This window comes from Alteromonas sp. G5_S2_22_S1 (genome assembly GCF_054968525.1).
In genome coordinates, this window is record NZ_JBQKUJ010000001.1 from 274306 (window position 1) to 289163 (window position 14858).

Sequence of the window (14858 nt, forward strand, 5' to 3'; positions counted from 1 at the left end):
GATATTTGACCGCCAAAACTAAAAAGTAGTCTTTCGTTTAACTTTTCTCTTATACAGTGTTCATATTAACTGTAGTCAAAATTAGAAAAATTACCTTAGCCTTCTACTTTATAAGGCCACAACGCGTATTTTTGCTAATACTCTGCTAAATGCAGTGTGATGCGTTTCGCTGATATGGGATACGCCGTACCCAGTTGCTGTGCAAACAGTGAAACACGCAGTTCTTCTATCATCCAACGTACGTCTAATAGCGCTTGCGGCACTTTACCCTTAGGGTATTTACTACAGGTTTTTTCCCATTCTTTCGTCGATTTTTCCACCGTTACCTGATGCATTCTGTCTTTGTTAGGATCAATGGGTAGTTTTTCTAGTCGTCTTGCCAACCCTTTGATGTAACGATTCCAATCATCAAGTCTTGCTTCACCTATTTGTGAGACAAAGCCTGGAAATACTAATTGCGCCAGATGCGCTTTACAGTCGCCTAGCGCATTGATCATGGTTAATGGCACATTGCCTTTCATTTGCTTTTGGCATTGATGAGCAAGCGTGAGCCCCTGCTCTACTTGTTTAGCAATTTCAAGCACCTTATCGTTAATGCTTGCCCGGGCAATATCTAGACAGGCTTCGAAGTCGGCCTTGTTGCGAATATCGGTTTTATTCGCTTCGCAGTAGTCTGTCACAATGGCATCGATACCCGCAAAAATACAATCGTCAATTAACGCTTTAACTTGGCCAAACGGGTTAAAATAAAGGCCTAGTTTTGCTTTATTGGGCAGTTTACTCTGTAAGTAATTAAGCGGCGATGGCATGGCATTTTTAATTAATACATTCACGCCTTGTTTGTGTAAGGCTTGCGCTTTATCCGCTTCCTCTATAAGCGCAATATCAACTTTATCGCCCTTTTCAACTAACGCTGGGAATGCTTGTACTTCAAACCCGCCCACCTTCTGCACAAAAGTTTCGGGCAAGCTTTCAAAGTCCCACTGCTCTATGTTGCTGCGTTCTAACTCGGGCGTTGCCGCTTTTTCAAAGGTTTGTTTTACCTGCCCTGCACACTGCTGTTTAAGGGCGTGTAGGTCGTCACCCTTTGCAATATCGTCCCCGTTGTCGTTCACCACTGCGAAATGCATTTTTAAATGCTTATCAAGCTGGGCTAGGTTCCACTCATCGCTTTCAATAATGACGCCTGTCATTTTGCGAAGCTTATCGGTTACGGCTTCAAGCAAGGGCACAGGCCGGTTGTTTTTGTCCGTTTCACTGATATCAGCTAGACAGGCCTCGGCGAAATTAGGAGCTGGTACAAAGTTACGGCGCAAGCGTTTGGGCAGGGCCTTGATTAACCCTACAATTAAGTCGTGTCTTAACCCCGGTACTAACCAATCGAAACCAATGTTATCGACCTGGTTTAATACGGGTAGCGGGATCACTACAGTCACCCCGTCATCGACAGCGTTTGGCTCAAAATTATAGCGCAGCGGCAGTGTAATATTGCCCTGTCGCCATACGTCGGGAAATGCATTGGCCACTGACTGACCTGGCTGCTGACGATAAACATCCTCTTCCTTAAACGTTAGGCTGTCGTTGCTGCCGTGCTGTCTGAACCACTTCTTAAAAGCCGCATCGTTGTTTGCCTCAAGTGGGATACGTTTGGCGTAAAAGCTCACAAGCTCTTCGTCATCCACAATCAAATCGCGACGACGGGTCTTTTGCTCAAATTCATCCGCTTGCTCTAGTAGCGCCTGATTCTCCTCAAGGAAGCTGTAGTTTAGCTTAGTATTACCTTCAACCAGGGCTTCACGAATAAACAACTCGTGGCAAATTGGTGGGTCGATTAGGCTGTACACCTTGGCCCGCTTCATGACTATCGGCAGACCAAACAGCGTAACTTTTTCAAAGGCGATAACCGCACCGCGCTTTTTAGACCAGTGAGGCTCTGAGTAGCTTCGCTGTACCACGTGCTCGGCTAAAGGCTCTACCCAGGTAGGGTCAATTTTTGCCACCATGCGCGCAAACAATTTAGAGGTTTCCACCAGCTCTGCCGCCATGACCCACTTTGGCTGCGACTTCGACAAACCTGACCCTGGAAAGATTAAAAAGCGAGAGTTACGCGACCCCATATACTCGCGCTCTTTATCTTTAAAGCCCATATGTGAAAGCAGGCCGCTGGCGATAGCTTGGTGAATAGATTGATAATCCGCTTCTTGCTTTGAAATACCAAAGCCAAGCTCAGCAATCGACTTTTTAAGCTGGCTAACAATGTCTTGCCATTCGCGCATACGTAGGTAGTTGATAAACTGCTGCTTACACCATTTGCGCAGCTGGTTTTGGCTTAACGCATTTTGCTGCTCTCTAAACGCTACCCACACGTTGTAAAGGCTAATAAAGTCAGAGTCTTTATCTTGATATTCACTGTGCTTTTCGTCAGCTTGCTGGCGCTTTTCCTGAGGGCGCTCTCGCGGGTCTTGAATCGACAAGCCCGCAGCAATAACCATAACTTCACTAAGCGCATTCGTTCGCTCAGCTTCAATCACCATGCGTGCATAACGCGGGTCAATGGGCAGTCTAGCTATCTGTCTGCCAAGTGGCGTAAGCTGCATTTTCCCTTTTTGTTTACCTTTCCCTTTACCAATTGCCTGAATTTCCTCAAGCAAGCGAAAACCATCGTTAATATTGCGGTTGTCGGGTGGCTGAACAAATGGAAACGCAGCAATATCGCCTAGCCCCAACGCTAACATTTGCAAAATGACTGATGCTAAATTCGTACGCAGAATTTCAGGGTCAGTAAACTCCGGACGACCAAGGTAGTCATCTTCGCTGTACAAGCGAATACAAATACCGTCTGAAACACGGCCGCATCGCCCTGCCCGCTGATTCGCAGAGGCCTGCGAAATAGGCTCTATCGGCAGCCGCTGCACTTTACTTCTTGCACTGTATCGCGAAATACGGGCGAAACCAGGGTCGATAACATACTTAATACCAGGCACCGTTAACGACGTTTCAGCCACGTTCGTAGCAAGCACAATGCGCCTGCCGCTATGGGACTGAAAAATGCGGTTTTGCTCGGCGGCGGATAACCGCGCATAAAGAGGCACAATTTCAGTATTGCGATAATGCTGCTTACTGAGCGCATCTTGGGTGTCTCTTATTTCACGTTCGCCACTTAAAAATACTAAGATATCGCCTGGCGCTTCACGCATAAGCTCGTCAACGGCATGAATAATAGCATCGCTTTGATCGCGATCTTCATCAAAGTCTTCAGGGGCGTGATAGCGAACCTCCACTGGATAAGTCCGGCCACTTACTTCAATAATAGGTGCGTTATTAAAATGCTTAGAGAACCGCTCTGGGTCGATGGTCGCTGAGGTGATGATAAGCTTGAGATCAGGGCGCTTATGTAACAGCTGTCTAAGATAGCCGAGCAAAAAGTCGATATTTAAGCTTCGTTCGTGGGCTTCATCGATAATAATTGTATCGTATTGATTTAAAAAACGGTCTTGCTGCATTTCCGCGAGCAGCATACCGTCTGTCATTAGCTTTACATAACTGCGTTCACTCACCTGATCGCTAAAGCGAATTTTAAAGCCCACTTTTTCGCCCAATGGCGTATTAAGCTCTTCTGCAATACGGGTAGCCACACTTCTAGCAGCAAGACGACGCGGCTGCGTATGGGCAATCATGCCATTCACACCTAAACCTAGCTCTAAGCATATTTTAGGCAGCTGAGTGGTTTTACCCGAGCCAGTTTCACCCGCAACAATCACAACCTGATTGTTGGCTATGGCGTCTTTAATATCTTCTTTTTTATCGCTTACCGGTAGCGGTGGATACTCTACCTTTGGTAGGTTGGCTTTACGCCAGTTGCGCTTTTCAATTGACCCATTGATGTCTGCTTTAAGTTTTTCAAACTGCGTGCTTAAACTTTCTTCGGCCGATTTTTGTGCGTTTTTCTGACTTCCTTTATTTGCGCTATGCGACGTACTACCCCCGAGCGCTTTGCGTTTTGAAGCCTCGCTTTTGTCACCCGGTGCCGCGCCTTTAGACTCACCTAACCCCTTTGCTTTTTGTGCAAGCAGCGTAATGCGGCGCTTCAAGCGAAACTTATCGGCGCTTAAACAATCATCAAGTTTATTGTAGAGGGGTTTTATCGCGATTGGTGAAGACAAAATTGCATCCTAAAGAAGATTTCTAAACATCAATAAAATTCGGGCGGTGATCCTAGAAGATACCGCCCTAAAAAGCTAGCGTTGTAAGCGTTACGAGAAATTACGCGCTTTGGGTTAGTTCATCGTCTTGTGGCGTATTAAAACGCGGAAAACCAAACCAAATCGCCGCCACGCCAAACACAAAGATCAGCATGGGATACCAGCAGTACGGCGTAATTGCCAAGGGCGAAATACCGACTACCGCGGCAGCGCTTAACAATTGCGCGCCATACGGCACCAAACCTTGAAAACTACACGAAAATATATCTAAAAGCGATGCAGTACGTCGGGGGTCTACGCCATACTTTTCATTGAGGTCTTTTGCAATGGGGCCTGCGGTGACAATGGCGATGGTATTATTGGCAGTGGTTATGTCTAAGAAACTAACCAGCCCTGCAATACTAAACTCAGCCCCTTTTTTTGAAGTAACTCGGCGGGTTAGACGTTCAATTAACCACGTAATGCCGCCGTTGGCGTGAATCAGTGCCACAATACCGCCTATGGTTATAGCTATCATGGCAAGGTCTTGCATCCAGCCCATGCCCTTTTGAATACTCTGCATCATTGAAAGCATGGTAAAGCTGCCTTGTACCAACCCAACCACACAGGCACTTGCAATGCCGACAGCTAGCACGCTAATAACGTTAAAGCCTGTAAGCGCGAACGCGATAATACACAGGTACGGTACTATGCGCCAAAAATCATAGTTACCACCTTCAACAATGCCCGATGTGTCTACATCAACCATAAGCAAAAGCGCCATAGTGACGATACACGCAGGTACGGCCACCATCAGGTTTGCGCGGAATTTGTCTTTCAACTGCACCCCTTGAGTGCGGGTTGCAGCAATGGTGGTGTCTGAGACAAAGGATAAGTTATCGCCGAACATGGCACCGCCAACCACAATCCCTAATGCCATTTCTATCGGCAGCCCTAAATTCGTCGCAAGGCCTGCCCCAATAGGTGATAGTGCAGTGATAGTGCCCATTGACGTCCCCATAGAGAACGAAATAAAGCAGCATATAAGAAACAAGCCTGGCAGAATTAACGCTGATGGCACAAATTGAAGGGCCATGTTCACCGTGGCATCGCGCGCTCCGATATCTATCGTGACCGCGTAAAACGCCCCAGCTAGCAAAAAGATTAACACCAAAAGAATAATGTTCTTATCGCCGCCTCCCTGACAAAAGGTTTGCACTTTTTCAGAAAAGCTCACCTTTTTACCCTTGGGGTTAAGGCATAGACCATAGCCAGCACTGATAAAAAATGCCACTAATATCGGCATTGCAGTTATATCGTTGTTCGTTACCCCCGTAACCACAACAAGAACCACGAAGAGTAGTATTGGCGTTAGACCCATAGGGTTAGGTAATACAGAATTTGGTGCAGTAGCGTTATTTTCGCGCACAGAAAACTCTCTTTTGATTTTATGACTTATCTACAAATGATTAGCGACGACGCTAGAGCCTTTACTATAGACTCAATGTGTTTAGGCAATCACGTAAGTTAAACACGTCAGACCGCTAAATATATATTTCACTACCGTCTAAGCGTGTTTTACGTGAGTGGTGTAACCTGCATATAGCATGCATTTGTATGCTTTTACGTGATAAAAAACATAAGCGAAAGAGGATAAAAGGTTTTAACGCTATTGAAAAGGGAATTACACAGGTTTACACCACTTAGGCATTAGAAAGTCTAAGTTCACTTGGCGTCTTTCCTGTCAGCCGCTTAACCGTACGGCGAAAGTTAGGTAAATCGTTTATACCCATTTGTCGTGCTGCCTCTTCATTGTTTGCTTTATGCACAGACAGCAAAACTAAGGCATAGTTGCGCCATACTTCTTCTGACAGCTGTCGATAGCTGGTATTAAACTCCTTTAATTTACGTTTGAGCGTAGCCGGGCTGATAGCTAACTTTTCAGCAAGTTCAGGCAATGCACTCCCCATATTGTGAGCGCTTATGGTTTGATACACATGGCACCTAACATAATCGGGAAGCGAGATAAGAGGATAGCGTTCGAAAAGGCGATACCGCCCTAACTCTTTGTCAGTAACCATGTTTGGTGAGTGAATAACAGGTGTGGACATGGGTTCATTCAGGGCACGCTTTTCAATGCACATACTGTTGAAAGGGCAATTAAACGCAACCTTAAGCCCTAAATGGGTTTCAAAATCAGCAATATTTTTTGGTCTGGCGCAGGTAAAGTTAAACGAAACAGAGACTCGCTGCTTTGCAATCCCTTTTAAAAGCGCCACTATGCTGGCAAAGCTTACTTCTCTTACAAATTGTGCCAGTTTAGCGCCGCCGATGGTGAGTTGAGGAATTAACATTACCTTGTGGCTGGTGGTAAAGCACTGGAACTGACAAAAGGGAATACTACACCACCTGAAGGTTTGCTGGTGAACAAGGTGGGTCAGTAACGCTTCTAGGGTATCGCAAGTTTGCAGTACATGCATTGGACTATGTAACCACTGAGCAGCTAACGCACTTCCCAGCAAAAAGCTCACATCTGCCCCTTTCGTTTGACTTTGCACGTTGTTAAGCAATAAATGATATTGCTTAATGCTTATCAAAGAATCAGGCTCTAGTGCATCTTCAAATATCCCTGTACCTCTGAATAATTTGTTTTTATTCGCCCCACGATTAAGCGCCACATCGAGCACGGCTTTAACCAGCCAATAGCCAGCAATAACCTTATCATGCGTAGACTGCACAACATCTTCACTAGCGAAGACATCCACGCTATCTGCATCAACACCTTCTCTTACAGAGACACCCACGCTATCTGCACCAACACCTTCTCTTACAGAGACACCCACCCCAACATGTTTTTTTGCATGGACACCCAGATCATTTAGCTCTGCAAGAGGTTTCGTTTTTTCACCAAACGTATCACCGCCCTCACCTGAAGGTGACGACGCTGCTACTGTGAAATTCGATAAGCTTATTTCCATTGGGTTATAGCCGCGGTGAACATGGTCTATTTATTCATCATTAGTTAGTCACGCCGCACTTTTTTGAGGGCGCTCAAGCTCTGTCAACATGGCGTTCAATACCGTAGAAAGTGTCTGATTGGGTAACAAGGTTACGTGTGTACTTCGCGCTGAAGTATAAATGGCGTTGGTATTTAATTGATGTCTAAAGGCCAGATGCTGAATGCTCGCCTTTATCTCATCAATGATTATGTCTGCCTGTGTCGGCGATACATCCGGCAGTAAAATAGCAAAACGGTCTCCAGCATACCGACAGGCTAAATCATGTTGGCGTAAGTTCATTACCAATAGCTGAGCAATTTCGTGAAGATACCTATCACCTTCCGTATACCCATATTGCTGGTTAAACAAAGAAAAGTTGTTGATATCTATGATGGCAAGTACAGCCGACTTATTGAATTGCTGAAGCTTTTGAATCTGCTCTTTCCAATACTCAGCACGGTAAAGCTGTGTTATGGGGTCTATTTTATCGTGATCCCGATAATCCCATTCACGACGTCGCAACTGTAGGTTTAATGCTCTTTGCTCCAAATGCCACTGGTAAAGAGCCACGGTCATCACCACCATTCCTACTGCGGCAGGATAGGACTCTATCATGCTTATCCAATGTGCATCATCGGGGTAACGTAAAAACTCATCTAAGAAGTCTAGTGTTGCTGAAAAAAGAAAAAAACCTAATCCGAAAACAAGGAGGCTGGTGACTTTACCAGGAGGCCTACTCGCAAGCGCTGCAAGTATCCAGGCAAGGGTCAGCAGGACAATACTTCCCTCACCCACGATATCTAAACCCGATATATCAGCGCTTTGTTTTGGGTTACCTAAAAAAAGCGCTAAAGATATGGCAATTGCAACAATGCTTACCGTGAAAGCGAGCCACCACGTGTGGTGCCTAAATTGTGTAGTATTGGTAAAGGAAAACATAGCGCCTCTTAAAAAATATCCTGCTCGTGTACACTGCAAAATGTTTTAGCTTTTCCGGTGAGCGTGGCAAGTCAAACAGACCAAGCACGTACGGTACGGCATAGCGCCGTCATCTAACTTCCAAGTAAAACGAGAGTCTTGCCTAAATATGTTCGCAGTGTCGAGGGTCAGTTTGGCTCATTAATGTGACATCTTGATGGCGAATATTCTCTATTTCTCTTTTCTATCGCTAAAACCCGATGTAAATCAACGTGATAAGGCAGGGTCAAATTAGCTCAATAAATTGATAAATCTATGGCGTTGACCCCTTGGTCTTATTACTAACATCAAATCGTCATATAACTGTCATGCAGCGTTCTTAGGGTACTCACACATTAACTTCCTCACTAACTTAGTGCTGACTTAACACTCCTTTTGACTGCTTAATTGATTGGAAAATAAATGAAAATTAAAACCGCGTACTCTTCTCTTGCACTTGCTTGCGTAACGGCACTTGGCCTCAGCATTGCTTCTCCTGTTCTGGCGGCAGATGGCGTAATCATTGGCTCTGTAAAAGATGCCGCTAAGGCCCGAAGCTACAACGGCGCTAAAATAAAGCTTATTGAATTAGGACTTGTTACTGAGGCAGGCCGAGACGGCACTTTTCGCTTTCCCTCTATTCCTAAAGGCACTTACACGCTAGAAATTTCTTATTTAGGTGAAGATACCGTCACGCAAACCATCAAGGTGGAAGACAATGACATAGCGCGGGCCTCAGTCGAATTCGGTAGCGGTGAGACCATTGACGAGATACTGGTACGAGGGCAACGAAGCGGACAGGCAAGCGCCATTAATCAGCAGCGAGTTTCTGACCGCATATCTTCGATTGTTTCTGCAGATGCCATTGGCCAATTCCCTGACCAAAACGCAGCAGAATCGCTACAGCGCTTGCCCGGCCTCTCTATTGAACGTGACCAAGGTGAAGGTCGCTTTGTAGGGATCCGCGGTATCGATCCAAACTTAAACAATGTCACCATCAATGGGTTAAACATTCCTTCGCCTGAGTCTGGCGTGCGCTCTGTTGCCCTGGATGTCATTCCTTCAGAACTCATTCAAACACTAGAAGTATCGAAATCTGTCACACCTGATATGGATGGTGATGCCATAGGTGGTTCAGTAGCCGTTAAGAGCGTTAGTGCGTTTGACAAGGCTCGCGACACCGCAAGCGTTACTGTTCAAGCAAGCCAAAATGATTTGCGCGATGAAACCAGCCCAAAAGTATCAGGTACCTTTACCAAGAAACTTTCATCGAAATGGGGCGTTGCCGGTGCTGTTTCATATTTCGATAGAGACTTTGGTTCTGATAATGTAGAAAGCAACGGTGACGACGAACTTGAACAGCGCCACTACGCCATCACACGGGAGCGTTTAGGTAGTGCGTTGAACATAGACTTTCGCCCTGACTTCAACAACCAATATTTCTTACGCACTTTATACAGTGAATTTTCTGACGATGAATACCGCCAAGGCAACATCTTTACCTTTGACGGCGAAGATTCGGAAATTGAAAGAGAAAGTAAAGATCGTTTTGAAAGCCAAAGTATCTTCACGGTCGCGTTAGGCGGTGAACATCAGCTAGATACATGGGAAGCGAACTGGCAGCTAGGCTACGCAAAATCTGACGAAGATGAACCTGACGCTTTGTACTATATATTTAAAACAGAGAATGACAGCATTGATGCCGACTTAAACACCATGCGCCCTACTGTTTCACAGAATGCTGATGCCATGGATTTGTCGACCTATGAAGTAGATGAAATAAGCTTTGAAGATAACTACACCAAAGATACCGAAACCAGCATCAAATTTGATGCGGCGCGCCCTATTAATGTAGGTGGCTACATCGGTGAATTAAAATTTGGTTCAAAATACCGCAGCCGAGAGAAAGACCGAGACAGCAGTATCACTATTTTCGATGGTGACTTTGATGACCTAGATGCCGCTCAATTTGGCGCAGCAAGCCCAGATTATTCACTCGACAATTTCGGTCCAGGGCTTAACCGAGGCGTAATGCGCAGTTATTTTAACGATAACCGTGAGAGCCTTGAGGTTGATAGCCTAAACTCAGACGTTGAATCTCGCGGTGCTACGTACGTAAACGAAGAAGACATCTTTGCCGCTTATATCATGGGCAGCGTAGATATTGAAAAGCTTCACTTGGTCGCTGGTGTTCGCTACGAGCGTACTGACTTTTCAACTTCGGGCATGCGCGTAGAGCTTGTTGAAAACGAGCAAACTGACGTAGAAGAAGTGGTGAATACGCCTTGGGAAGCGGAGCGTGACTATGATCACTGGCTACCTAGCGTGAACGCTAGATACACATTTTCTGACAAGCTACAGCTTCGCGCTGCTTACACTCAAACCATTTCTAGACCTAAGTTTGAAGATGTCGCAGCATTTCAAATAATCGAAAGCAAAACAGAAGAAGACGATGGTGTATTTGTTACTGAACGCGAAGCAGAAGTAGGTAACCCAGAGCTTCAGCCTTACGAAGCTCAGAACGTTGACTTATCTCTTGAATACTACCCTGGCGACGTTGGCGTCATTTCAGCCGGTCTTTTTTATAAGAATATCGATAATTTCGTTGTTTATGCCGATGTTGCAGGTACCGCGGGCTGGGAAGGCTTCGAAGAGGTCATTCAACCCATCAACGGCGACTCTGCAGATTTGACCGGCTTAGAGCTCTCTTGGGTAAAAGCCTTTAACAACGGTTTTATCGTGTCTGCCAACGCTACTTTCACCGACTCTGAAGCAACCACCTTTTTGGATGGCGAGAAGTTTGAAACGCAGCTACCGAATCAGTCTGATCGCATTGGCAACTTAACCATAGGCTATGAGGCCAATGATTTTAGCGTACGACTTGCCACCACCTATAAAAGTGAAAACTTTGAAGAAATTGACGGCGATATGCTGAGATTTGAAGATGACCATGTACAAATGGACTTCATGGCACGTTACTACATTAACGACACCATGCAGGTATATTTTAACGGCATTAACTTAGGTGATGAACCTTTCTACAACTACTTCGATACGCGCAGTCAAAACGCGCAGTACGAAGAGTATGGCCGTACGTTCGAGCTAGGTTTTACTTGGCAGCTAAACTAGTTACGTTAATTTGTTGTTTATAATCAGGCGCGCAGGCCGCTAAAAAAGGCCTGCAGCACCTGCTTTAGAGAGTCTTTCATGCACGTTTTACCCACATCACCCGCTACATCAAAGCCGTCTTTCGTTACTTTGTTAATTATCATGCTTTGTTTCGCTTGTTTCTTTAACTCAGCTTGGGCGCAGGCAAAGCAACAAGGCCCCTCTCAAATCGGGCCTACGGATATTGCGCCTATCAATACGGGGCCCACCCAAACCGCCCCTCACTCGCACGCCTACTATGAAAAAACGACCATTGCAGATTTGTCGGTGCCGGATGAAGCGGTCTCCTTCTTAACGTTGGGAGACTGGGGGCGCAACGGGCACTTTTATCAAAAACACGTAGCCAAATGGCTTGATATTGCCAGCTACCAGCTAGATGCTGAGTTTATCGCCACCACAGGCGATAATTTTTACGACAACGGGATAGCATCGGTTGATGACCCGTACTGGATATCGTCTTACGAAGCCGTCTATCACCAGCCTCATCTTTTCATCAACTGGCACCCAGTACTGGGTAACCACGACTACCGCGGAAATTGGCAGGCACAAATAGACTACAGCGTAAAAAGCCGACGATGGGAAATGCCAGCTCAGTATTACAGTAAGACGTTAGCGTTAGATGATGGAGCAACGGCACTGTTGTTGTTTATCGATACCTCACCCCTTAACCCTGACTATGCGAGAGAAGCTAAATATCAAGAAGCCTATGAGCAAGGCACCTCTGAGCAGCTTTCTTGGATAAATACAATGTTGGCACAAGACCAATATACGTGGAAGGTAGTTATTGGCCACCACCCCTTGTACTCAAGCGGTAAACGTTACGGTAAAACAAACTCGATCAAAGAGGTACTTGAGCCCGTTTTTCACAAACACAACGTTAACCTATACATCGCGGGGCACGAACACGACCTACAGCACAATCAGCTAGCCGGCGATGAGTTAGTTCATGTGGTATCGGGAGGCGGCTCTGAGGTGCGCCCCGTTGGAAATTACGAATTTACTCAATACGCTAAATCTACTGGTGGTTTTGTTAGCGTGAGCATGACGGCCAAAAGCATATTCCTTAATTACATAGACCACCAGGGGAAGAAGGTTTATGCCCACACAATAAATAAGCCTAACACTGCATCTTCATCCAGCACGCTTTAAGGTAACTAATCACAATGGATAAACAAAAAATTACACGCATATACCCCACAATGGGCAAAACCTTTTTCCTTACCGGCATGCTGGCCACACTTTTTAGCTGTGCAACTGCAGGCAAAGCAAGCCATCAACCACAGGCTGATATACAAGAACCTGTGTTAAAGCTCAAACAACTTGCAAATGGGTTTAGCCAAACGCTTTACTATCGTAGCGATAATCAACAAACAGCTTACAAAGACACCCATGCTAACGAGCAAGAAACACCGAAGGCCTTGAACAAATCTTACAAAGACACCCACGCTAACGAGCAAGAAACTCCAAAGGCGTCGAACAAATTTTACAAAGACACCCACGCTAACGAGCAAGAAACTCCGAAGGCGTCGAACAAATCTTACAAAGACACCCATGCTACCGATAATGAAAAATTGGCCCCAGCGTTAAATGCACAAACTAACGATGACACCCACACTATTGAACTTCAGTTAAACGAACACCAAGGAATTTCAATCAGTAATAGCCAAGGAAAAGCCAGGTTTATTGCGGGTAGTTTTGTTCTTGCGAGTGCGGAAATAGCCGAGTTTGAAAATAAACAATGGGTGTCCATGGTAGTGTTTAATAACAATACGCAACACATTGAGACATATCGACTCGCCCCTGATACCCTCAATATACAACAACAGCTTACCCAGTCCGCCAAAGGCTCAGAAGCCATATGCGCGGCCGTCACTGCCCAAGGTGCTCCGCATATTGTAAATATTGATGCCACGGGCACGCTCAACCAGTTCGAAATACACGATAATCAATTTTTACCGCTTCGTAATTTTGCCATAGGCCCGGGCATGAAAAGCTGTAGCCTTGATATGCTTACTCACTCTATTTACTTAGCCGATGAATTTGCGGGCGTTTGGAAAGTTAATGCCGACATTGAAAGTGAGTTAGAAAAAGAATTGTTTTTTCATAACGCTAATATCGCTATCGAAGGTGTGAGCACTTTATCGAGCAACACATCACTTTTTAAAGGCAGCCTGCTGGGCTGGGTAAGCCCAAATAAAAGCGGCGTATGGTTACAAAGCCAATGCCAGACAGAATTCATAACCTTGCAGTATGACTTAGCTGGAGTACCGCAAACCATTGAGCCCGAATTTATTCATTTAGCGTTTTATGAATATGAAAAAGGCCCGCGAATTTCTGTGATAGTTGATGATGATGCCTCAGGCAATTTCTTTTCGGCAGAGCTATCTAGCGAATTAAGCGCAGCTTATTTTAACCATGGGTGTCTTTCTAAAGATGAGGAGCCAATAGCCAATGCTGGAAGCCGTTCGCCGAAGTACGCGCTTGCGCGTGTATTACCTTCCGCCGAGACCCAGCCTGTGAAAAACTACGGTGACGCCGCTGACGACCCGGCTATTTGGGTCAACGCCCAGTCTCCTTCGCAAAGCCGCATACTAGGCACCGACAAAAAAGGTGCACTCAATACTTATGATCTTTTAGGTCATCAACAACAAAGCTTAGCTGTGGGAAGAGTAAATAACGTTGATGTGGGGTATAACGTAGCGATAGCCAATATGAACAACAGCGGCGAAACCACGTTTACCGATATTGCTATTGCCTCGAACCGTTCACACAATAGTTTGTCTGTCTTTGAAATAGATAAGTTTGGCGTGCTTGCTCATTTAGGTGAAATTGACACAACACTTACCGACATTTACGGCATGTGCCTGTTTGTAGAAAATGGCGTCGCTCAGGTGTTTGCTAACGATACCAGCGGCCTCTTCGAACGTTATGAAGTCTCTTTCGACAAAAATAAAAAAACTAAAGGAACGCTTACCCAATCGTTTTCTCTTCCCTCACAACCTGAGGGCTGCGTGGTAGATACACAAACCAACACAGCGTACTTTGGTGAAGAAGGTGCAGGCATTTGGTCAATGGATATTAGCTCTACTAAACACGAGCCTACTTTCGTTTCTGCAATAGCCCCACCAGTAGAGGCGGACATGGAGGGCTTGGCCCTGTTTACTGTTGATGCTCAAACGTACCTTATTGCATCAAGCCAAGGTAACAATAGTTATGCAATCTACAACATCAATAGTAAAAACGCCGACCAGCTTACCTTAATGGGGCTTATTCGCATTACCGCCGATATGAATCACTCAATTGATGGGGTTTCAGAAACCGATGGACTTGAAGTAACGAACGCCAACTTAGGTGGCGTTTACAGCGAAGGTCTTTGGGTAGTCCAGGATGGACGAAATGTCATGCCCTCTGAAACACAAAACTTTAAGCTGGTTTCAGGTACACGCTTAAAAGAGGCCATAAGAAATTTGGTGTCAACGAAACATTAATTAGACAAGTTATAAACCCATTATGCGTTGAAAAGGAGGGGCAACCCCCTTTCTTTTCAACGCTT

General features: G+C 45.5%; 7 protein-coding genes. 3 read left to right on the forward strand and 4 right to left on the reverse strand.

Going from position 1 to position 14858, the window contains the following annotated elements:
* Positions 1–134 precede the first annotated feature (134 nt).
* The 4 genes from hrpA to ACTRWF_RS01320 form a co-directional block, all read right to left on the reverse strand.
* Complete coding sequence (hrpA, locus tag ACTRWF_RS01305; protein WP_462834970.1) at positions 135–4163, reverse strand: ATP-dependent RNA helicase HrpA; 4029 nt, start codon at positions 4161–4163, stop codon at positions 135–137.
* A gap of 100 nt (positions 4164–4263) precedes the next feature.
* Positions 4264–5610, reverse strand: coding sequence for a Na+/H+ antiporter NhaC family protein (locus ACTRWF_RS01310; protein WP_462834971.1), 1347 nt, complete (start codon positions 5608–5610; stop codon positions 4264–4266).
* A gap of 274 nt (positions 5611–5884) precedes the next feature.
* Positions 5885–7159: an AraC family transcriptional regulator ligand-binding domain-containing protein gene (locus tag ACTRWF_RS01315; protein WP_462834972.1), complete on the reverse strand. Its 1275-nt coding sequence runs from the start codon at positions 7157–7159 to the stop codon at positions 5885–5887.
* 48 nt (positions 7160–7207) lie between these two features.
* Positions 7208–8119 carry a diguanylate cyclase domain-containing protein gene (locus ACTRWF_RS01320; RefSeq protein ID WP_462834973.1) on the reverse strand — a complete coding sequence of 304 codons (912 nt, stop codon included), beginning with the start codon at positions 8117–8119 and terminating at the stop codon, positions 7208–7210.
* Between the two features lie 441 nt (positions 8120–8560).
* On the opposite strand from ACTRWF_RS01320, the gene ACTRWF_RS01325 reads away from it, so the two are divergent.
* The 3 genes from ACTRWF_RS01325 to ACTRWF_RS01335 all read left to right on the forward strand — a co-directional run bounded on the left by ACTRWF_RS01325 (position 8561) and on the right by ACTRWF_RS01335 (position 14793).
* Positions 8561–11266: a TonB-dependent receptor gene (locus tag ACTRWF_RS01325; protein WP_462834974.1), complete on the forward strand. Its 2706-nt coding sequence runs from the start codon at positions 8561–8563 to the stop codon at positions 11264–11266.
* Positions 11267–11344: 78 nt separating this feature from the next.
* On the forward strand, positions 11345–12454 hold the full coding sequence (locus ACTRWF_RS01330; RefSeq protein WP_462834975.1) for a metallophosphoesterase: 1110 nt from the start codon (positions 11345–11347) through the stop codon (positions 12452–12454).
* A 14-nt stretch (positions 12455–12468) separates the two neighbouring features.
* Positions 12469–14793, forward strand: a complete 2325-nt coding sequence (locus ACTRWF_RS01335) for a phytase (RefSeq protein WP_462834976.1) — start codon at positions 12469–12471, stop codon at positions 14791–14793.
* Positions 14794–14858: the final 65 nt, after the last annotated feature.

What these genes read in the sequence shown, in the direction of transcription:
- ACTRWF_RS01320 (WP_462834973.1), bottom strand. Translation starts at nt 8,119, where the DNA reads ATGTTTTCCTTTACCAATACTACACAATTTAGGCACCACACGTGGTGG.
- ACTRWF_RS01330 (WP_462834975.1), top strand. Translation starts at nt 11,345, where the DNA reads ATGCACGTTTTACCCACATCACCCGCTACATCAAAGCCGTCTTTCGTT.
- ACTRWF_RS01325 (WP_462834974.1), top strand. Translation starts at nt 8,561, where the DNA reads ATGAAAATTAAAACCGCGTACTCTTCTCTTGCACTTGCTTGCGTAACG.
- ACTRWF_RS01315 (WP_462834972.1), bottom strand. Translation starts at nt 7,159, where the DNA reads ATGGAAATAAGCTTATCGAATTTCACAGTAGCAGCGTCGTCACCTTCA.
- ACTRWF_RS01335 (WP_462834976.1), top strand. Translation starts at nt 12,469, where the DNA reads ATGGATAAACAAAAAATTACACGCATATACCCCACAATGGGCAAAACC.